We start from the raw sequence: 19,991 nt of genomic DNA on the forward strand, positions 1-19,991 counted from the left end.
AGCCGCTGCAACCACAGGGAGCGTTGTGTCCCGTCGCCTGTTCACCTCGGAGTCCGTGACCGAGGGTCACCCCGACAAGATCGCTGACCAGATCAGCGACACCATTCTCGACGCGCTCCTGCGCGAGGACCCGTCTTCCCGGGTCGCCGTGGAGACGCTCATCACCACCGGCCTGGTGCACGTGGCCGGCGAGGTGACGACGAAGGCGTACGCGGACATCGCGACCCTCGTCCGCAGCACGATCCTGGAGATCGGCTACGACTCCTCCAAGAAGGGCTTCGACGGCGCCTCCTGCGGTGTGTCGGTGTCCATCGGAGCGCAGTCCCCGGACATCGCGCAGGGTGTCGACGCGGCGTACGAGGCCCGGGTCGAGGGCGACGAGGACGAGCTCGACCGGCAGGGCGCGGGCGACCAGGGCCTGATGTTCGGCTACGCCTCCGACGAGACGCCGACCCTGATGCCGCTGCCGATCTTCCTGGCGCACCGGCTGTCCAAGCGCCTGTCCGAGGTCCGCAAGAACGGCACCATCCCCTACCTGCGCCCCGACGGCAAGACGCAGGTCACCATCGAGTACGACGGTGACAAGGCCGTCCGCCTGGACACGGTGGTGGTCTCCTCCCAGCACGCCTCCGACATCGACCTGGAGTCGCTGCTCGCCCCGGACATCCGTGAGTTCGTGGTGGAGCCGGAGCTGAAGGCGCTGCTGGAGGAAGGCATCAAGCTGGACACCGAGGGCTACCGGCTGCTGGTCAACCCGACCGGCCGCTTCGAGATCGGCGGGCCGATGGGCGACGCCGGCCTGACCGGCCGGAAGATCATCATCGACACCTACGGCGGCATGGCCCGGCACGGCGGCGGCGCCTTCTCCGGCAAGGACCCGTCCAAGGTGGACCGCTCGGCGGCCTACGCGATGCGCTGGGTGGCGAAGAACGTGGTCGCGGCGGGCCTGGCCTCCCGCTGCGAGGTCCAGGTCGCCTACGCGATCGGCAAGGCCGAGCCGGTGGGCCTGTTCGTCGAGACCTTCGGCACCCACAAGATCGAGCCGGAGAAGATCGAGAAGGCGATCGACGAGGTCTTCGACCTGCGTCCGGCCGCGATCATCCGCGACCTCGACCTGCTCCGCCCGATCTACGCCCAGACCGCGGCCTACGGCCACTTCGGCCGCGAGCTGCCCGACTTCACCTGGGAGCGCACCGACCGCGTGGACGCCCTGCGCAAGGCCGCCGGTCTGTAACCCGGGGCCGCCCGCTGCCGCCGAGGCCCGGTTCCCCGCGGGGGGCCGGGCCTCGCCGTCGACCGGCGGACCGGCCGTGTTGTCAGTGGGGTTTGCAAGAATGCAAGCGTGAGCAGCGAGAACGGGTCGGGGGGTGGCGGGGCCGAGGGGGCGCCGCCGGAGCAGCTCGCGCTCATCCGGGAGAGCGTGCGGACGGCGAAGGTGCCGCGGGCCAAGCCCCGGACCTGGCGGGGCGCCGCGCTCGCCGAGAACCTGCCCGTGGCGCGGGTCCTGGTCGACAAGGGCGTGCTGCACCTCGACCGGTACTTCGACTACGCCGTCCCCGCGGAGCTGGACGCGGACGCCCGGCCCGGGGTGCGCGTGCGGGTGCGGTTCGGGGCCGGCCGGCACCGGGTCCGCGACGGACGCCGGGAGGGCGGCGGGCTCATCGACGGCTTCCTCGTCGAGCGGCGCGCAGAGTCCGACTACTCCGGACCGCTGGCCGCGCTCGCCCAGGTGGTGTCGCCGGAGCCGGTGCTCAGTGAGGAACTGCTTGGCCTCGCCCGGGCCGTCGCCGACCGGTACGCGGGCAGCCTCGCCGACGTCCTCCAGCTGGCCGTGCCCCCGCGCAGCGCCCGCGCCGAGCAGCGCCCGTCCCCCGAGCCGCTGCCCCCGCCCCCGGCCCCGGACCACGGCTCCTGGGGCCGCTACGAACACGGGGGCGCCTTCCTGGACGCCCTGTCGTCCGCGGGGGCGCCCAGGGCCGTGTGGAACGCGCTGCCGGGGCCGCTGTGGAGCGAGGAGCTGGCCCGGGCCGTGGCCGCCACCCTCGCCTCCGGGCGTGGCGCCCTGGTCGTCGTACCGGACGGGCGCTCGGCCGCGCGCGTGGACGCCGCGCTCACCACGCTGCTCGGCACCGGCCGGCACGCGCTGCTCACCGCCGACGCCGGACCGGAGAAGCGGTACGCGCAGTGGCTGGCGGTGCGGCGCGGATCCGTACGCGCCGTCGTCGGGACCCGGGCGGCGATGTTCGCGCCCGTCCAGGACCTGGGGCTCGTCGCGATCTGGGACGACGGGGACGACAGCCACAGCGAGCCGCACGCCCCGCAGCCGCACGCCCGCGATGTCCTGCTGCTGCGCGCCGCGCTGGACAAGTGCGCCTTCCTGCTGGGCAGTTGGGGCTGCACCGTGGAGGCCGCCCAGCTCGTCGAGAGCGGCTGGGCCCGGCCGCTGGTCGCCGGGCGGGAGCAGGTGCGCCGGGCCGCGCCCCTGGTCCGGACGGTCGGGGACGAGGAGCTCGCCCGCGACGAGGCCGCCCGAGCCGCCCGGCTGCCCACGCTCGCCTGGCAGGCGGCCCGGGAGGGGCTGCGGCACGGGCCGGTGCTGGTGCAGGTGCCCCGGCGTGGTTACGCGCCCCGCATGGCCTGCGCCCGGTGCCGGGCCCCCGCCCGGTGCCGGCACTGCTCCGGCCCGCTCCAGGGCCAGGACGCGGGCGTCCTGCGCTGTGGGTGGTGCGGGCGCGAGGAGGGCGCCTGGCACTGCCCGGAGTGCGGCGGCTTCCGGCTCCGGGCCCAGGTCGTGGGCGCGCGCCGGACCGCCGAGGAGCTGGGGCGCGCCTTCCCCGCCGTACCGGTGCGCACCTCGGGGCGCGAGCATGTGCTGGACACCGTCCCGGACACCCCCGCGCTGGTCGTCAGCACCCCGGGCGCCGAACCGGTCGCCGAGGGCGGCTATGCGGCGGCCCTGCTGCTGGACGGCTGGGCCATGCTCGTACGACCCGACCTGCGGGCCGGCGAGGACGCGCTGCGCCGGTGGATCGCGGCCGGGGCGCTGGTGCGGCCCCAGAGCGAGGGCGGCACGGTGGTCGTGGTGGCCGAGCCGACCCTGCGGCCCGTCCAGGCGCTGGTGCGCTGGGACCCGGTCGGGCATGCCGTGCGGGAGCTGGCCGAGCGGGCCGAGCTGGGCTTTCCGCCGGTGTCGCGGATGGCGGCCGTGTCCGGGCCAACCGCGGCCGTCGCCGAGTTCCTGGCGGCGGTCGACCTGCCGCCGGACGCCGAGGTGCTGGGACCGGTGCCGCTGCCCCCGCCCCCGCCCGGCGGAGCACGCAGACCCGGCGCCCCGCCGCCCGGCGAACACTGGGACCGGGCGCTGGTCCGCGTGCCGCCGGGCAGCGGTTCCGCCCTGGCCACGGCTCTGAAGACCGCGCAGGCCGCGCGGATGGCACGGGGCAGCGGGGAGGCGGTCCGGGTACGGATCGATCCGCCGGACATCGGGTGACGGAGGACGCCCGGCCGGGCGGGGTCCCCGGCACACGCGACGGCCCGGACCGGGTGGGAGGACGCGCCTACCCCTCCCGGACGTGGCCCGGAAGGGGCAGCGGTGGGGGTGTCAGCCGTTGCGGGGGGCCGGGAAAGCCGTCGGGCGGGCGTCGTCGCGCAGTGTCGGGCTGCCCGCCGTCGGCTGCGTGGGCATGGAGCGGGCCGCGGGGACCGTGGGCAGCCCGGTGTTCACGTTGATCGTGCGGGTGCCGGACGGCTCCGGCGTCCGCTCCGTCTCCGCCGCCGCCTGGGCCGCGGCGCGGCGGGCGCCGTACCGGCGGTGCACGGCCTGCTTGGTGACCCCGAGCGCGGAGCCCACCGCGTCCCACGAGAAGCCGAGCGAGCGGTCGAAGTCCACGGCGGCCGTGACCAGGGTCTCGACACTGTCCCGGAGTTCCTGGGCGAGGCGGACCGTCGGGGCGGGGGCGCGTCCGTAGACGACGAAGCCCGTGGACGGGCCGGAGCGGCGCGGGCGGTAGACATTGCCCAACTGGGCGGTGAGCGTGCGCAGCGCGTCCACCTGCCGGCGGACCCTCTCGATGTCCCGCACCAGCAAGTGCAGGCTGGCCCGGGCCTGGGCGTCGTGGGTTGCGTGGTCGGCCATGAACAAGCCTCTCGAACCGGCGTTGAAAGGAATCGGGCCGCGAAAGCGGCCCGGTGTGGTCAACTCTTCCTTGACCAACGCGCTTGTGCTCCGCTGGTCACGGGGTGGGGGCGTGCGGGCATATGCGTACGCCGCCCGCCCGCCTGTGCGCCGCCCATGGTCATAGACTGGTGCGCTGCCCGCGCATTCCCCGCCCGAGAGGCCCGATCCCGCCCATGAAGCTCGTCTTCGCCGGCACCCCCGAGGTCGCCGTTCCCGCTCTGGACGCTCTGCTCGCCTCCGGGCGGCACGAGGTGGCCGCCGTCGTCACGCGGCCCGACGCGCCGGCCGGGCGCGGACGCAGGCTGGTCGCGTCGCCCGTGGCCGAGCGCGCGGAGGAGGCCGGGATCGAGGTGCTCAAGCCGCTGAAGCCCCGGGACCCGGAGTTCCTGGAGCGGCTGCGCGAGATCGCCCCGGACTGCTGCCCGGTCGTCGCCTACGGCGCCCTGCTGCCGAAGGCCGCCCTGGACATCCCCGCCCACGGCTGGGTCAACCTGCACTTCTCGCTGCTGCCCGCCTGGCGCGGTGCCGCGCCGGTCCAGCACGCCATCATGGCGGGCGACGAGATCACCGGAGCGTCCACCTTCCTCATCGAGGAGGGGCTGGACTCCGGGCCCGTCTACGGCACCGTGACCGAGGAGATCCGCCCCACCGACACCAGCGGCGACCTGCTCACCCGGCTCGCCTTCGCGGGCTCCGGGCTGCTCGCGGCCACCATGGACGGCATCGAGGACGGCACGCTGAAGGCCGTACCGCAGCCCGCCGAGGGCATCACCCTGGCGCCGAAGATCACCGTCGAGGACGCCCAGGTGGACTGGGCGGCGCCCGCGCTGCGCGTCGACCGGGTCGTGCGCGGCTGCACGCCCGCGCCCGGCGCCTGGACCACCTTCCGCGGCGAGCGGCTCAAGCTCGTCCAGGTCACGCCCGTGCCCGAGCGCACGGACCTCGCGCCGGGCCGGCTCGCGGTCGGCAAGAACAGCGTCCACGTGGGCACGGGGTCGTACGCCGTCGAGCTGCTGTGGGTCCAGGCCCAGGGCAAGAAGCCGATGCGCGCGGCCGACTGGGCCCGCGGGGTACGCATCGCGGACGGCGAGACGCTGGGCGGCTGACCTCCGGAGCGAGGGCGGGAACGGGGGAGCGGAGGCCGACGCTCCCGGGCGGCGCTGAGCGAGCCCGGGCGGTGGGCCCACGCGTCCGGCGACGTACGCTGGAGGCGCATCCCCACTTCACACCCGGAGCACCTTTTTCGTGAGCGAGCAGTCCCGGCGGCCCCGCAAGCCCGCCAAGCCCTACCGCCGTCCCAAGAAGGACCCCGTCCGCATCCTGGCCTTCGAGGCGCTGCGCGCGGTGGACGAGCGGGACGCGTACGCCAACCTCGTGCTGCCGCCGCTGCTGCGCAAGGCCCGCGAGCAGGGCGACTTCGACGCCCGGGACGCCGCCCTCGCCACCGAGCTGGTGTACGGCACACTGCGCCGGCAGGGCACCTACGACGCCGTCATCGCCGCCTGCGTCGACCGGCCGCTGCGCGAGGTCGACCCGCCGGTGCTCGACGTGCTGAGCCTGGGCGCGCACCAGTTGCTCGGCACGCGCATCCCCACGCACGCGGCCGTGTCCGCCTCGGTCGAGCTGGCCCGGGTCGTGCTCGGGGACGGACGGGCCAAGTTCGTCAACGCCGTGCTGCGGAAGGTGGCCCAGGACGACCTCGACGGCTGGATCGAGAAGGTCGCGCCGCCCTACGACGACGATCCCGAGGACCACCTCGCCGTCGTGCACTCGCACCCGCGCTGGGTCGTCTCCGCGCTCTGGGACTCCCTCGGCGGCGGCCGGTCCGGCATCGAGCGGCTGCTGGCGGCGGACAACGAGCGGCCCGAGGTGACGCTCGTCGCCCGGCCCGGCCGGGCCACCACCGGGGAACTGCTCCGCGAGGACGCCGCCGTGCCCGGACGCTGGTCGCCGTACGCCGTGCGGCTCGCCGAGGGCGGTGAGCCCGGCGCGGTCGAGGCCGTGCGCGAGGGACGCGCCGGCGTCCAGGACGAGGGCAGCCAGCTGGTCGCCCTCGCGCTGGCGAACGCCCCGCTCGACGGCCCCGACGAGAGGTGGCTCGACGGCTGCGCCGGACCGGGCGGCAAGGCCGCGCTGCTGGCCGCGCTCGCCGCCGAGCGCGGGGCCGCGCTGCTCGCCTCGGAGAAGCAGCCGCACCGGGCCGGGCTGGTGGCCCGTGCCCTGCACGGCAACCCGGGTCCGTACCAGGTCATCGCCGCCGACGGCACCCGCCCGCCGTGGCGGCCCGGCAGCTTCGACCGCGTGCTGGTCGACGTCCCGTGCACGGGGCTCGGCGCCCTGCGCCGCCGCCCCGAGGCCCGCTGGCGCCGCCGTCCCGAGGACCTGGACAACTTCGCCCCGCTCCAGCGCGGTCTGCTGCGCACGGCCCTCGACTCCGTCCGCGTCGGCGGCGTCGTCGGTTACGCCACCTGCTCGCCGCACCTGGCGGAGACCCGCGCCGTCGTCTCCGACGTGCTCAAGCAGCACCCGGAGACGGAACTGATCGACGCCCGCCCCCTCCTGCCCGGCGTCACCGACCTCGGCGAGGGCCCGGACATCCAGCTCTGGCCGCACGTACACGGCACGGACGCGATGTACCTGGCCCTGATCCGCAGAACCGGATGACGCAGGGCCCTGAAAGGGGCGCGGGGAGCCGCGCCACCAACCCCCACCGGCCCCCAGGGGAACCCCTGCCCCGAGGGACCGGCGCTACAGCCCGGCGCAGCGACATGGCAGGCTTGGGTCATGGCCGTGCAGATCAACCCCAGCATCCTGTCCGCCGACTTCGCCCGCCTCGCGGAGGAGGCCGAGGCGGTCCGGGGCGCCGACTTCCTCCATGTCGACGTCATGGACAACCACTTCGTCCCGAACCTCACGCTCGGCGTGCCGGTGGTGGAGTCCCTGGCCCGTGCGACGGACACCCCGCTGGACTGCCACCTCATGATCGAGGACCCGGACCGGTGGGCGCCCCAGTACGTCGAGGCGGGGGCGTCGTCGGTCACCTTCCACGTGGAGGCCGCCGCCGCTCCGGTGCGGCTCGCCCGGGAGATCCGCGCCAAGGGCGCCCGCGCCTCCATGGCCCTCAAGCCGGCGACGCCGATCGAGCCGTTCGAGGACCTGCTGCCGGAACTCGACATGCTGCTCGTCATGACGGTGGAGCCCGGCTTCGGCGGCCAGGCGTTCCTCGACATCATGCTGCCGAAGATCCGCCGCACCCGTGAGCTGATCAAGAAGCACGGTCTGGAGCTGTGGTTGCAGGTCGACGGCGGGGTCTCGGCCTCGACGATCGAGCGGTGCGCGGACGCGGGAGCGGACGTGTTCGTCGCCGGCTCGGCCGTCTACGGTGCCGGGGACCCGGCGGAAGCCGTACGTGCCCTGCGCGCCCAGGCGGAGACGGCCACCGCCAAGGCGTCCTGGGCATGCGACCACTGAGCCACGGCCAAGTGAACGGTTAAGTGAACGGCGCCCATCAGGGCGGATCAGTCGCCCCGAATCTGCAAGGATGAACGGCGAATCCAGAGTGTGAACAGCAGTGAGGAGATCGCCGTGTCGGGTATGTCGGCGGGCCGGTCAGCCATGCGGATGGGACCCGCTGAGCTGGTGCAGGCGGCGGCCATGGCCCGCCGCTTCTACCTCGAGGGCAAGTCCAAGATCCAGATCGCGGAGGAGTTCGGCGTCAGCCGCTTCAAAGTGGCCCGGGTACTGGAGACTGCCCTCGAAAGGGACCTCGTACGCATCGAGATCCGCGTGCCGGCCGAACTGGACGCCGAGCGCTCCGACGCGCTCCGCGCCCGCTACGGCCTGAGGCACGCCGTCGTGGTCGAGTCCCCGGCCGACGCCGAGGAGACCCCCGACCCGGAGAACCTCGGCGAGGTCGCCGCCGACCTGCTCGGCGAACTCGTCAACGAGGGGGACGTGCTCGGGCTGGCCTGGGGCCGGTCCACCATCCACATGGCGGCGGCGCTCGACCGGCTGCCGCCGTGCACGGTGGTGCAGCTGACGGGCGTGTACGACGCCGGGACCGCCGAGCGCGGCTCGGTGGAGGCCGTCCGTCGGGCCGCCCAGGTGTCCGGCGGCGACGCGCACCCCATCTACGCGCCGATGCTGCTGCCGGACGCGGCCACGGCGGCGGCGCTGCGCCACCAGACCGGGATCGCCCGGGCCTTCGAGTACTTCGACAAGGTCACGGTCGCCTGTGTCTCCATCGGTTCGTGGGAGCCGGGCATCTCGACCGTGCACGACATGCTCAGCGACGAGGAGCGCGCGCACTACGCCTCGCTCGGGGTCGCCGCCGAGATGTCGGCACACCTCTTCGACACCGAGGGACGCCGGGTCGGACGGGACCTGGGGGAGCGGTGCATCACGGTCAAGGCCGACCAGCTGCGCCGCATCCCGGAGGTCGTGGCCATCGCGGGCGGGCAGCGCAAGGCCGCCGCGATCGACGCGGTGCTGCGCTCCGGGCTGGTCACCAGCCTGGTGACCGACACCTCGGCCGCCGACTACCTGATGACGGCGGGCCCGACCCCGAAGCCGGCGCTCAGCCGTCAGGACCCCGACGGCGTCTGACGGCGTCTGACGGGGTCCGGCCGGACCCGGCGGCGGGTCGTGGCGGGACGGCCGTGGCAGCATCGTCCGCATGCTGTCACGGTCCGTCCCGCGTGCCCTCGCCGGGCTGCTGGTCTGTCTCGCCGTTCTCCTGACGGGGTGCTCCGCCGCCTCCGGCCCCGCCGACCGGGCGTCCCCGGCGTCCCCGGCGTGGGCGCGGGGCACGGCCACCGTCGAGGAGTCCCGGCTGCCGGCCGAGGCCCGCAGGACGCTCGCCCTCATCGACCAGGGCGGCCCCTTCCCCTACGCCAAGGACGGGACCGTCTTCGGGAACTTCGAGAGACGCCTGCCGGAGCACCGGCGCGGCTACTACCACGAGTACACCGTGCCGACCCCCGGCTCGCCCGACCGCGGGGTCCGGCGCATCGTCACCGGGCAGGGCGGGGAGTACTACTACAGCGATGATCACTACGAGTCGTTCCGGGCGGTACTGAGATGAGCGAAGACCTGAGCGGCCGTCTCGTGGTCGCGCTCGACCTCGCGGGCGTCACCGACGAGGCCGGCCTGATGGACCGCGCCGCGCGGGCCCTGTCGCTGCCCGGCTGGTTCGGCCGGAACTGGGACGCGCTGGCCGACTCCCTGTCCGACCCGTCCGTGTGGCCGGCGGAGGCGGAGGACAGGGGGCTCCTCGTCGTCGTCCAGGACTGGGAGGGCTACGCCAGGGAGCGGCCCCAGGAGTGGGAGACCGCCCGGGAGGTGTTCACGCACGCCATGAGCGTGTCGCCGGCCCTCACCGTCGCCCTCGCCCTTGGAGGAACCTCCTAGCCGGCCGGCGACGACCCTGGATGATCCGTCGGGGTATGACACCGACCCCGACATGGGACAATGAAGTACGTGCTCTTTCCCCCTGGCACACCTGTCAGGGGGTCGCCTCTGATCGACTGGGATGTGCAGCACGTGCGTTTCCTCAATGACATCCAGCCCGCGTACGACCTGACGTACGACGACGTGTTCATGGTGCCGAGCCGTTCCGCGGTCGGCTCGCGTCAGGGCGTGGACCTCGCCTCTCCGGACGGCACGGGCACCACCATCCCGCTCGTCGTCGCCAACATGACCGCCATCGCCGGCCGACGCATGGCCGAGACGGTGGCCCGCCGGGGCGGCCTGGTGGTCATCCCGCAGGACATCCCGATCGACGTCGTCACCGATGTCGTCTCCTGGGTGAAGAGCCGCCACCTGGTGCTCGACACCCCGATCGTGCTGGCCCCGCACCAGACCGTCGCCGACGCCCTGGCGCTGCTGCCCAAGCGGGCGCACAACGCCGGCGTCGTCGTGGACGAGAACCAGCGGCCCGTCGGTGTCGTCACCGACGCCGACCTGTCCGGCGTCGACCGCTTCACCCAGCTCGAGGTGGTCATGTCCAAGGACCTGCTCCTGCTGGACGCCGACATCGACCCGCGCGAGGCCTTCAACACCCTCGACCAGCACAACCGCCGCTACGCCCCGGCCGTCGACAAGGACGGCAGGCTCGCCGGCATCCTCACCCGCAAGGGCGCGCTGCGCGCCACGCTGTACACGCCGGCCGTGGACGCGAACGGCAGGCTGCGGATCGCCGCCGCCGTCGGCATCAACGGCGACGTCGCGGGCAAGGCCAAGCAGCTGCTCGACGCGGGCGTGGACACACTCGTCATCGACACCGCGCACGGCCACCAGGAGTCGATGATCAACGCCATCAAGGTGGTGCGCGCGCTCGACCCGCGGGTGCCGATCGCCGCGGGCAACATCGTCTCCGCCGAGGGCGTCAAGGACCTGATCGACGCCGGCGCGGACATCGTCAAGGTCGGTGTCGGGCCGGGCGCCATGTGCACCACCCGCATGATGACCGGCGTGGGCCGGCCGCAGTTCTCCGCCGTCCTGGAGTGCGCCGCCGAGGCGAGGAAGTACGGCAAGCACGTCTGGGCCGACGGCGGTGTCCGCCACCCGCGCGACGTGGCCATGGCGCTCGCCGCCGGCGCGTCCAACGTGATGGTCGGCTCCTGGTTCGCGGGCACCTACGAGTCGCCCGGTGACCTCCAGCACGACGCGGGCGGCCGCGCCTACAAGGAGTCGTTCGGCATGGCCTCGGCGCGTGCGGTGGCCAACCGCACGTCGGAGGAGTCGGCGTACGACCGCGCCCGCAAGGCGCTGTTCGAGGAGGGCATCTCCACCTCCCGCATGTTCCTCGACCCGGCCCGCCCGGGCGTCGAGGACCTGATCGACTCGATCATCGCGGGCGTCCGCTCCTCCTGCACCTACGCCGGCGCCGCCAGCCTCGAGGAGTTCGCCGACAAGGCCATCGTCGGCATCCAGAGCGCGGCGGGCTACGCCGAGGGCAAGCCGCTGCACGCCAGCTGGAGCTGATCCCCGCTCCGCACCTCCGACGGCCCCCGTCGATCCCAGGCCCGGGAACGACGGGGGCCGTCGGCGTGTCCGTGCCGCCGGGCGAGCCGGCCCGGGAACGGACCCCGGGGGCGTAGTGCAACGGTCGGCAGGTGGCGCGCAACGATTTGTCGTTCCGCCCCGATGAACGCAATGATCATGCGGGAATACGCAAGGTTACTGCATTACGCCCGTGAAGGCCCGCCTCGTAGGGTGCTGCGCTAGTACGTGGCGTGGCGGGGACCCCGCTCGGCGGGTCCCTGCCCTCGCAGGCTCCGCCGGTTCCCGCGCACGAGGGCCGGCGCTCCTGCCGGTCCGTCCCGACACCGGCAGCGATAAGGAGCCAGCGCGTGCTCGACCAAGGCGCACCCCCGCACAACCAGATACCGGCCGCCCCCGCGTCCCGGGGCGTCGCCGCGCGCCTCATGCGTCGCAAGCCCGTGGAACGCCTGGTCGCGGAGGGCGGCCACGGTGAGGGAGGGCAGCTTCGGCGCTCCCTCGGGCTGTGGCAGCTGACCATGATCAGCATCGGTGCCACCCTCGGCACCGGCATCTTCGTCGTCCTCGGCGACGCCGTGCCCAAGGCCGGTCCGGCGGTCACCCTCGCCTTCGTCATCGCCGGTCTCACGGCGCTGTTCTCGGCCCTGTCGTACGCCGAACTGGCCGGCAGCATCCCGGTCGCCGGCTCCTCCTACTCGTATGCGTACGCAACGATGGGCGAACTGGTCGCCTGGGTCTGCGGCTGGTGTCTCGTGCTGGAGTACGGCGTCTCGGTGGCCGCGGTCGCCGTCGGCTGGGGCGAGTACCTGAACGAGCTGCTGGACGGCACCATCGGCGTCACCATCCCGGCCGCCCTGTCCTCCGCGCCGGGCGAGGGCGGCATCATCAACCTGCCGGCCCTCATCGTCGTCCTGCTGGCGATGGCGTTCCTGCTCGGTGGCGCGCGGGAGTCCGCCCGCGCCAACACGATCATGGTGTGTGTGAAGATCGCCGCGCTGGTGCTGTTCTGCGCGATCGGCGTCATGGGCTTCAAGTCCGGCAACTACGCCGACTTCATGCCGCTCGGCATGACCGGGGTCAGCGCCGCCGGTGCCACGCTGTTCTTCTCCTACATCGGCTTCGACGCCGCCTCCACCGCCGGTGAGGAGGCGAAGGACCCCAAGCGGGACCTGCCGCGGGCGATCATGCTGTCGCTGATCATCGTGACCGCGCTCTACGTGCTCGTCGCGGGCGTCGCCGTCGGTGCCTGGAACTGGAAGAAGTTCGACGGTTCCGAGGCGGCCCTCGCCGGGATCATGAACGACGTCAGCGGCCAGACCTTCTGGGGCACGCTGCTCGCGCTCGGCGCCGTCATCTCGATCGCGAGCGTGGTGCTCACCGTGCTCTACGGCCAGACCCGCATCCTCTTCGCGATGGCCCGCGACGGTCTGGTGCCGAAGGCGCTCGGCAAGATCCACCCGAAGACCGGCGCGCCCCGCCTCAACACGGTGGTCGTGTCCCTCTTCTGCGGAGCGCTCGCCGCCCTCATCCCGCTGGGCAAGCTCGTCGACGCCACCAGCATCGGCACGCTGTTCGCCTTCGGCCTGGTCAACATCGCGGTGATCGTGCTGCGGGTCAGGCGACCGGAGCTGGAGCGCACGTTCAAGGTGCCGTTCGGCCCGGTCCTGCCGGTGCTGGGCTTCCTGTTCTGCGCGTACAACATGTCCAGCCTCGACACCGTCACCTGGGTCGTCTTCGGATGCTGGATGGCCGCCGGGCTCGTGTTCTACTTCCTCTACGGCTACCGCCGTTCCCGTCTCGCGACCGATGACGCCCTCGCGGCGACGGCAGAGAAGTGACCGGACCGAAGAAGTGAACGACCCCCTGTGCTGAACGATCTCGACGAACGCATCGTGCACGCCCTCGCCGAGGACGCCCGCCGCTCCTACGCGGACATCGGGCAGATGGTCGGCCTGTCCGCGCCCGCGGTGAAGCGGCGCGTGGACAGGCTGCGGGCCACCGGAGCGATCACCGGATTCACCGTGCGGGTGGATCCGGCGGCGCTCGGCTGGGAGACCGAGGGCTTCATCGAGATCTACTGCCGGCGGAACACCTCGCCGGAGACGATCCAACGGGGGCTGGAGCGGTACCAGGAGGTCGTGGCCGCGTCCACCGTCACCGGGGACGCGGACGCCGTCGCGCAGGTCTTCGCCTCCGACATGCGTCACTTCGAGCGGGTGCTGGAGCGGATCGCCGGGGAACCGTTCGTGGAGCGGACCAAGTCGGTGCTGGTGCTGTCGCCGCTGCTGCGCCGCTTCTCCTCCGGGGCGCCGGGGTAGGAGCGGGCCACGGCTCGGGGCGCCCTGTCGTCACCCGGTGCGGATCAGCGCCCTGCCGGCACGGGGAACCGCGCGAGCACCCCGGACCAGCCGCACCCGGCCGACGACGAGGCGCTCCGAGCCCTTTTCCGCGCTCCTCCCGGCACCCTCACCGGCCCGCGCAACGAATCGCCGCCCGGAGCCCTCTCGGCGCAACAAACCCCGCACCGGCGCGCAACGGCTCCTTCTTGTCCCGCCGAGCGCGCCGAACGTACCTTTTTCGTGGCCCCCCAAACCCCCCGTTCCGGTGAGGATCACGCATGCGTACCGCCCTGCTCCAGAGCTCCGGCCGTCCCGGCTCGGTCACCGAGAACCTGAAGGTCCTCGACGAGGCCGCGGGCCGGGCCGCCGCCGCGGGCGCCGGGCTGCTGGCCGCACCGGAGATGTTCCTCACCGGGTACGCGATCGGCGACGACATCGCCCGCCTCGCCGAGCCCGCCGACGGCGACTCCGCCGACGCGATCGCCGAGATCGCCACCCGGCACGGCCTCGCCCTCGCCTACGGCTACCCCGAGCGCGACGGCGACGCGGTGTTCAACTCCGCCCAGCTGATCTCCGCCGACGGCACCCGGCTCGCGAACTACCGGAAGACCCACCTCTTCGGCTGCTTCGAGCGCGACCACTTCACGCCGGGCGGGCAGCAGGTCGTCCAGGCCGAGCTGAACGGCCTCACCGTGGGCCTGCTGATCTGCTACGACGTCGAGTTCCCGGAGAACGTCCGGGCGCACGCCCTGGCCGGCACCGACCTCCTGGTCGTGCCGACCGCGCAGATGCACCCCTTCCAGTTCGTCGCCGAGTCGATGATCCCGGTGCGCGCCTTCGAGAACCAGATGTACGTCGCCTACGTCAACCGGGTCGGCCAGGAAGGCGAGTTCGAGTTCGTCGGCCTCTCCGTCCTCGCCGGTCCCGACGGCGTCGCCCGCACCCGCGCCGGCCGTGCCGAGCAGCTGGTGCTCGCCGACGCCGACCCTGCCTTCCTGGCCGCCTCCCGCGAGCACAACCCGTACCTGAAGGACCGCCGCCCCGGTCTGTACGGGTCCCTCGTCTGACACCCGAGCCTTCCCCCGAACCACCCCGTGCAAGGAGTCCGTACCCCATGACGTCCACGGTGCCCAACGCCGTCGAGCACACCGACGAGCAGCAGCCGCCGATCACCATGTTCGGCCCGGACTTCCCCTACGCCTACGACGACTTCCTCGCCCACCCGGCGGGCCTCGGCCAGGTCCCGGCGACCGAGCACGGCACCGAGGTCGCGATCATCGGTGGCGGCCTGTCCGGCATCGTGGCCGCGTACGAGCTGATGAAGATGGGCCTCAAGCCCGTCGTCTACGAGGCCGACCAGATCGGCGGCCGGCTCCGCACGGTCGGCTTCGAGGGCTGCGACGACTCGCTGACCGCCGAGATGGGCGCGATGCGCTTCCCGCCGTCCTCCACCGCGCTCCAGCACTACATCGACCTGGCCGGTCTGGAGACCAGACCCTTCCCGAACCCCCTGGCCGAGGCGACCCCGTCCACCGTGGTCGACCTCAAGGGCGAGTCGCACTACGCCGAGACGATCGACGACCTGCCCCAGGTGTACCGGGACGTCGCCGACGCCTGGAACAGGTGCCTGGAGGAGGGCGCCGACTTCTCCGACATGAACCGCGCGATGCGCGAGCGGGACGTCCCGCGCATCCGCGAGATCTGGGCGAAGCTCGTCGAGAAGCTGGACAACCAGACCTTCTACGGCTTCCTCTGCGACTCCGAGGCGTTCAAGTCCTTCCGGCACCGCGAGATCTTCGGCCAGGTCGGCTTCGGCACCGGCGGCTGGGACACCGACTTCCCGAACTCCATCCTGGAGATCCTGCGCGTCGTCTACACCGAGGCCGACGACCACCACCGCGGCATCGTCGGCGGCTCCCAGCAGTTGCCGCTGCGCCTGTGGGAGCGCGAGCCGGAGAAGATCGTCCACTGGCCGTACGGGACGTCCCTGAAGTCGCTGCACGTGGGCGGCGAGCCGAAGCCCGCCGTGACCCGGCTGCACCGCACGGCCGGCAACCAGATCACCGTCACCGACGCGAACGGCGACATCCGCACCTACAAGGCGGCGATCTTCACCGCCCAGTCCTGGATGCTGCTGTCCAAGATCGCCTGCGACGACTCGCTCTTCCCGATCGACCACTGGACCGCGATCGAGCGCACCCACTACATGGAGTCCAGCAAGCTGTTCGTGCCCGTGGACCGGCCGTTCTGGCTGGACAAGGACGAGGAGACGGGCCGGGACGTCATGTCGATGACGCTCACCGACCGCATGACCCGCGGCACCTACCTGCTGGACGACGGCCCGGACAAGCCCGCCGTGATCTGCCTGTCCTACACCTGGTGCGACGACAGCCTGAAGTGGCTGCCGCTGTCCGCGAACGAGCGGATGGAGGTCATGCTGAAGTCGCTCGGCGAGATCTACCCGAAGGTCGACATCAGGAAGCACATCATCGGCAACCCGGTGACGGTGTCCTGGGAGAACGAGCCCTACTTCATGGGCGCGTTCAAGGCCAACCTGCCCGGCCACTACCGCTACCAGCGACGCCTGTTCACGCACTTCATGCAGGACCGGCTGCCCGAGGACAAGCGGGGCATCTTCCTCGCAGGCGACGACATCTCCTGGACGGCCGGCTGGGCCGAGGGGGCCGTGCAGACGGCGCTGAACGCGGTCTGGGGTGTCATGCACCACTTCGGCGGCGAGACCGACGCGGCGAACCCGGGCCCGGGTGACGTCTACGACGAGATCGCGCCGGTGGAGCTTCCCGAGGACTGACCCGGGGGACCGACCAGGGCGCGGGCGGCCGGACACGGACCTTGGCCGCCCGCGCCTTTTCCACGCGCCGCCACCTCAGCCGGCCAGCGGTGTCAGCAGCATCCGGCCCGCGAACCCCACCGCGGCGTCCAGCCGCTCGGTGAACTCCCCGGCCACGTCGGCGCAGTGCCGCAGCGCCCACAGGGCCCGGGCCGCCGCCCAGGTCGCGTCCCGGGCCCGCTCCAGGCTCCAGGAGCCCAGCAGATGGGTGAGCGGATCGGCGATCTGGAACAGGTCGGGGCCCGGCATCAGGTCCTCGCGGATGCGCTCCTCCAGCGACACCAGCAGATCGCCCACGCGGTCGAATTCGTCCTCCAGGTCGGCCGGTTCACAGCCGAGCGTGCGGCAGGCGTCGACCACGGCCAGGGCGAGGTCGTGCCCGATGTGCGCGTTGATGCCCGCCAGCGCGAACTGCAGCGGTCGTACGCCGGGGTGGCGCCGGAACTGGAACAGGGGCCGCCAGCAGGCGGGCGGGCGGCGGTCCGCGGCGGCCGCGTCCACCGCCGCCAGATAGCGCTCGGCGAACCGCACGTCCAGCGCGGTCGCCGCGCGGGGGTCCGGGAACTCCCCGGCGTCCAGGCGCCGGTCGACCTCCTCGGTGACGGCGAGGTAGACCCGGTTGAACACGGCGACGCCGTCCCGTGGGGGCAGCGCCGCGTCCAGCGCGCGCATCCGGGCGACGACGGCGTCGACGGGGGCGGTGAGGTGTTCCAGCTGCACCATGGGGGAAGGGTCCCAGCCCGGGGCCGGCCGGCGTGCCGACCGGCCCGGTGCTTCGCCGGAACGAGGGAACGCCGGGCTACGGCTCGGCGCGCGGGGCGGGCCTGTCGGCGTCGGCCCCGGTGTCGTAGGAGGACGTGCCCTCGTCCAGCAGCGGCTCCTGCTTCTTCAGGTGGGCCGGGGCGAAGGCGCGCAGCGCGTGGTAGCCGGTGATGACGACCAGCGTGCCGAGGGCGATGCCGCTGAGCGAGAACGTGTCCGTGAACTTCATGGTGACGTTGCCGACGCCGATGATGATGCCCGCCGCGGCCGGGACCAGGTTCAGCGGGTTGCGCAGGTCCACCTTGGCGTTCAGCCAGATCTGGGCGCCGAGCAGGCCGATCATGCCGTAGAGGATGACGGTGATGCCGCCGAGCACCCCGCCCGGGATCGCGGCCACGACCGCGCCGAACTTGGGGCAGACGCCGAAGAGCAGCGCGAAGCCGGCGGCGGCCCAGTAGGCGGCGGTGGAGTACACGCGGGTCGCGGCCATCACGCCGATGTTCTCGGAGTAGGTGGTGTTGGGCGGGCCGCCGACGGCCGTCGACAGCATGGAGGCGACGCCGTCCGCCGAGATCGCCGTACCGAGCTGGTCGTCCAGCGGGTCGCCGGTCATCTCGCCGACGGCCTTGACGTGGCCCGCGTTCTCGGCGACCAGCGCGATGACGACCGGCAGCGCGACCAGGATCGCCGACCACTGGAAGGACGGGCCGTGGAAGGACGGCAGGCCGATCCAGTCGGCCTTGGAGACGCCGGAGAGGTCCAGGCGCCAGTGGTCGGTGACCTTGCCGCTCGCGTCCACCGAGTGGATCCTGCCGAAGATCCGGTCGGACGCCCAGGACAGGCCGTACCCGAACACGAGGCCCAGGAAGATCGCGACGCGGGACCAGAAACCGCGCAGACAGACGACCGCCAGCCCGGTGAAGAGCATCACCAGCAGGGCCGTCCACTGGTCCTGCGGCCAGTAGGTGGACGCGGTCACCGGGGCCAGGTTGAAGCCGATCAGCATGACGACCGCGCCGGTGACGATCGGCGGCATGGCCGCGTGGATGATCCGCGCGCCGAAGCGCTGCACGGCGAGGCCGACCAGGAAGAGCACGGCACCGACGACGAGGATCGCGCCGGTCACCGTCGCGCTCGTACCGCCCTGGGCGCGGATGACGGCGGCCACGCCCACGAAGGACAGGGAGCAGCCGAGGTAGCTCGGCACCCGGCCCCGGGTGGCGAGCAGGAAGATCATGGTCGCCACGCCCGACATCATGATCGCCAGGTTGGGGTCCAGTCCCATGAGCACGGGGGCCACGAACGAGGCACCGAACATCGCGACCACGTGCTGGGCACCCAGGCCCGCGGTGCGGGGCCAGGACAGCCGTTCGTCGGGGCGTACCACCGCTCCGGGCGCGGGCGTGCGCCCGTCACCGTGCAGCTTCCAGCGCACGCCGAGATCCATGAGGGGTTTCGCTTTCTCTGTACGTGAAGAGGGTCCGCACCATTGTCAGGGGTACCTGGCGGCTCTACGCTCACACGGTCCTCCTCGTGAACCGCGTTCACGTACCTGATCGGTTGCTGATCGGGTCGAGCGAAGATCGGAGTGCCTGAATGAGTGGAAGACCCCGTGCGGCCGCGCTCCTCACTGCGGTGGTGGCCTTCGGAGCCCTGCTCGTCCCCTCCGCCCACGCGGCCCCGTCCAAGGTCCCGCGGACCGCCGTCCTCGACGGCGTCCGCCTCCAGCAGACCCGGGCCCGGCTGCCCCACGACCCCCGGCTGCGGCACGCCCTCGCGGACCTGACCGCCCGTGCCGACGCCTGGCTGGACCAGGGCCCCTGGACGGTCGTCGACAAGCCGAAGCCCGCCCCCGGCGGTGACGTCCACGACTACCTGAGCCAGGCCCCCTACTGGTGGCCCACGACCGCCCCCACCGCCGACAACCCCTGGGGCTGCCCGTACGTCCAGCGCGACGGCCAGCGCAATCCGGAGGTCGACAGCGGGACCGACCGGCAGGACGCGGAGAAGGTCTTCGACGCGTCGTACGACCTCTCGCTCGCCTGGTACTACACCGGCAGGCGCAGCTACGCCGAGAAGGCCGGGCAGATCCTGCGCACCTGGTTCCTCGACCCGGCCACCCGGATGAACCCCGACCTCGACCACGCCCAGTTCATCCCGTGCAAGTACGACGGCCGGGCCATCGGCATCATCGACTTCTCCCAGTCCTACACCAGCGTCCTGGACGCACAGGCGATCCTCGCCGCCGGCGCACCCGGATGGACGGCCGCCGACCGCACCGCGATGACCCGGTGGAACGAGGACTTCCGCGACTGGCTGACGGACAGCGACTTCGGCCGCCAGGAGGGCGCGGCCGCCAACAACCACGGCACCTTCTACGACATGCAGCTCGCCGCCCTCGCCTACGCCACCGGCGACACCGCGCTGGCCCGGCGGACCGTGCTGGACGCGCGCGCGAAGCGGATCGACCCGCAGATCGCCCCCGACGGCAGCCAGCCCCAGGAGCTGGCCCGCACCCGCAGCTGGCACTACTCGACCTTCGACCTGGTCGCCTACACCCGGCTCGCGGCCATCGGCCGGCACGTGGGCGTGGACCTGTGGGGCTACGCGGGACCGGACGGGCAGAGCCTGTCCAAGGCGGTCGACTACCTGCTGCCCGCCGCGACCGGCGCCGCCGCCTGGCCGCACCCCGAGCTGGAGTTCCACCGCTACGCGGCGGCCGACGTGGTGCACGCGGCGGCCGACGCCGGTGACCCCTCGGCCAGGGCGGCCGTGCCGAAGCTGGAGGCGCCGCCCGGGGGAGACCTCTGGGCGCTGCGGCCCGCCGCCGAGCAGCTGGACTCGATAGCGGGCTGAGCCC

Annotated in this window: 17 protein-coding genes; 14 read left to right on the top strand and 3 right to left on the bottom strand. The window is 72.9% G+C overall.

Annotated features, from left to right (window positions below):
- Positions 1 to 25: 25 nt before the first annotated feature.
- Positions 26 to 1,234: a methionine adenosyltransferase gene (metK, locus tag AB0946_RS17130; protein ID WP_366750907.1), complete on the top strand. Its 1,209-nt coding sequence runs from the start codon at positions 26 to 28 to the stop codon at positions 1,232 to 1,234.
- Positions 1,235 to 1,342: 108 nt separating this feature from the next.
- Complete coding sequence (locus tag AB0946_RS17135; protein ID WP_366761387.1) at positions 1,343 to 3,490, top strand: primosomal protein N'; 2,148 nt, start codon at positions 1,343 to 1,345, stop codon at positions 3,488 to 3,490.
- A gap of 111 nt (positions 3,491 to 3,601) precedes the next feature.
- Here the strand turns inward: AB0946_RS17135 and AB0946_RS17140 are convergent, their stop codons facing one another.
- Positions 3,602 to 4,135 carry a hypothetical protein gene (locus AB0946_RS17140; RefSeq protein ID WP_366761388.1) on the bottom strand — a complete coding sequence of 178 codons (534 nt, stop codon included), beginning with the start codon at positions 4,133 to 4,135 and terminating at the stop codon, positions 3,602 to 3,604.
- A 215-nt stretch (positions 4,136 to 4,350) separates the two neighbouring features.
- Between AB0946_RS17140 and fmt the strand changes: the two genes are divergently transcribed.
- From fmt to AB0946_RS17195, 11 genes are all read left to right on the top strand, one after another.
- Positions 4,351 to 5,283 (top strand): methionyl-tRNA formyltransferase, encoded by a 933-nt coding sequence (fmt, locus tag AB0946_RS17145; protein WP_366761389.1) that lies wholly within the window; start codon positions 4,351 to 4,353, stop codon positions 5,281 to 5,283.
- 139 nt (positions 5,284 to 5,422) lie between these two features.
- A complete protein-coding gene (locus AB0946_RS17150; RefSeq protein ID WP_366761390.1) occupies positions 5,423 to 6,841 on the top strand; it encodes a transcription antitermination factor NusB in 1,419 nt (472 codons plus the stop codon).
- A gap of 120 nt (positions 6,842 to 6,961) precedes the next feature.
- Entirely contained in the window at positions 6,962 to 7,648 is a 687-nt protein-coding gene (gene rpe / locus AB0946_RS17155; protein ID WP_366761391.1) for a ribulose-phosphate 3-epimerase, read from the top strand.
- A gap of 90 nt (positions 7,649 to 7,738) precedes the next feature.
- Positions 7,739 to 8,782 carry a sugar-binding domain-containing protein gene (locus AB0946_RS17160; RefSeq protein WP_366761392.1) on the top strand — a complete coding sequence of 348 codons (1,044 nt, stop codon included), beginning with the start codon at positions 7,739 to 7,741 and terminating at the stop codon, positions 8,780 to 8,782.
- Between the two features lie 70 nt (positions 8,783 to 8,852).
- The gene (locus tag AB0946_RS17165) at positions 8,853 to 9,260 is read left to right on the top strand and encodes a ribonuclease domain-containing protein (protein ID WP_366761393.1); all 408 of its coding nucleotides are present in this window, start codon (positions 8,853 to 8,855) and stop codon (positions 9,258 to 9,260) included.
- On the top strand, positions 9,257 to 9,586 hold the full coding sequence (locus tag AB0946_RS17170; RefSeq protein WP_366761394.1) for a barstar family protein: 330 nt from the start codon (positions 9,257 to 9,259) through the stop codon (positions 9,584 to 9,586). Before AB0946_RS17165 ends, AB0946_RS17170 begins: the two co-directional genes overlap by 4 nt.
- 132 nt (positions 9,587 to 9,718) lie before the next feature.
- Positions 9,719 to 11,161: a GuaB1 family IMP dehydrogenase-related protein gene (locus tag AB0946_RS17175; RefSeq protein ID WP_366761395.1), complete on the top strand. Its 1,443-nt coding sequence runs from the start codon at positions 9,719 to 9,721 to the stop codon at positions 11,159 to 11,161.
- 368 nt (positions 11,162 to 11,529) lie between these two features.
- Entirely contained in the window at positions 11,530 to 13,017 is a 1,488-nt protein-coding gene (locus tag AB0946_RS17180; protein ID WP_366761396.1) for an amino acid permease, read from the top strand.
- 27 nt (positions 13,018 to 13,044) lie between these two features.
- A complete protein-coding gene (locus AB0946_RS17185; protein ID WP_014671501.1) occupies positions 13,045 to 13,497 on the top strand; it encodes an Lrp/AsnC family transcriptional regulator in 453 nt (150 codons plus the stop codon).
- A 299-nt stretch (positions 13,498 to 13,796) separates the two neighbouring features.
- A complete protein-coding gene (locus AB0946_RS17190) occupies positions 13,797 to 14,585 on the top strand; it encodes a carbon-nitrogen hydrolase family protein (protein ID WP_366761397.1) in 789 nt (262 codons plus the stop codon).
- A gap of 47 nt (positions 14,586 to 14,632) precedes the next feature.
- Positions 14,633 to 16,330: an NAD(P)/FAD-dependent oxidoreductase gene (locus tag AB0946_RS17195; protein ID WP_366761398.1), complete on the top strand. Its 1,698-nt coding sequence runs from the start codon at positions 14,633 to 14,635 to the stop codon at positions 16,328 to 16,330.
- A gap of 75 nt (positions 16,331 to 16,405) precedes the next feature.
- Here AB0946_RS17195 and AB0946_RS17200 read toward each other — a convergent pair whose 3' ends face one another.
- Positions 16,406 to 17,092 (bottom strand): DUF5995 family protein, encoded by a 687-nt coding sequence (locus AB0946_RS17200; protein WP_366761399.1) that lies wholly within the window; start codon positions 17,090 to 17,092, stop codon positions 16,406 to 16,408.
- Positions 17,093 to 17,168: 76 nt separating this feature from the next.
- Positions 17,169 to 18,578, bottom strand: coding sequence for a solute carrier family 23 protein (locus AB0946_RS17205; protein ID WP_366761400.1), 1,410 nt, complete (start codon positions 18,576 to 18,578; stop codon positions 17,169 to 17,171).
- Positions 18,579 to 18,727: 149 nt separating this feature from the next.
- Here AB0946_RS17205 and AB0946_RS17210 point away from each other — a divergent pair, with 149 nt between their 5' ends.
- Complete coding sequence (locus AB0946_RS17210; protein WP_366761401.1) at positions 18,728 to 19,987, top strand: alginate lyase family protein; 1,260 nt, start codon at positions 18,728 to 18,730, stop codon at positions 19,985 to 19,987.
- The last annotated feature ends 4 nt before the right edge of the window (positions 19,988 to 19,991 follow it).

The organism is Streptomyces sp. NPDC046870, from assembly GCF_040704595.1.
Lineage (GTDB): Bacteria > Actinomycetota > Actinomycetes > Streptomycetales > Streptomycetaceae > Streptomyces > Streptomyces argyrophylli.

Bases quoted from the DNA above. Each gene is read 5' to 3' on its own strand.
- AB0946_RS17205 (WP_366761400.1), bottom strand. From the start codon at position 18,578: ATGGATCTCGGCGTGCGCTGGAAGCTGCACGGTGACGGGCGCACGCCC.
- AB0946_RS17170 (WP_366761394.1), top strand. From the start codon at position 9,257: ATGAGCGAAGACCTGAGCGGCCGTCTCGTGGTCGCGCTCGACCTCGCG.
- AB0946_RS17200 (WP_366761399.1), bottom strand. From the start codon at position 17,092: ATGGTGCAGCTGGAACACCTCACCGCCCCCGTCGACGCCGTCGTCGCC.
- AB0946_RS17195 (WP_366761398.1), top strand. From the start codon at position 14,633: ATGACGTCCACGGTGCCCAACGCCGTCGAGCACACCGACGAGCAGCAG.
- AB0946_RS17190 (WP_366761397.1), top strand. From the start codon at position 13,797: ATGCGTACCGCCCTGCTCCAGAGCTCCGGCCGTCCCGGCTCGGTCACC.
- AB0946_RS17165 (WP_366761393.1), top strand. From the start codon at position 8,853: ATGCTGTCACGGTCCGTCCCGCGTGCCCTCGCCGGGCTGCTGGTCTGT.
- AB0946_RS17140 (WP_366761388.1), bottom strand. From the start codon at position 4,135: ATGGCCGACCACGCAACCCACGACGCCCAGGCCCGGGCCAGCCTGCAC.
- AB0946_RS17210 (WP_366761401.1), top strand. From the start codon at position 18,728: ATGAGTGGAAGACCCCGTGCGGCCGCGCTCCTCACTGCGGTGGTGGCC.
- rpe (WP_366761391.1), top strand. From the start codon at position 6,962: ATGGCCGTGCAGATCAACCCCAGCATCCTGTCCGCCGACTTCGCCCGC.
- fmt (WP_366761389.1), top strand. From the start codon at position 4,351: ATGAAGCTCGTCTTCGCCGGCACCCCCGAGGTCGCCGTTCCCGCTCTG.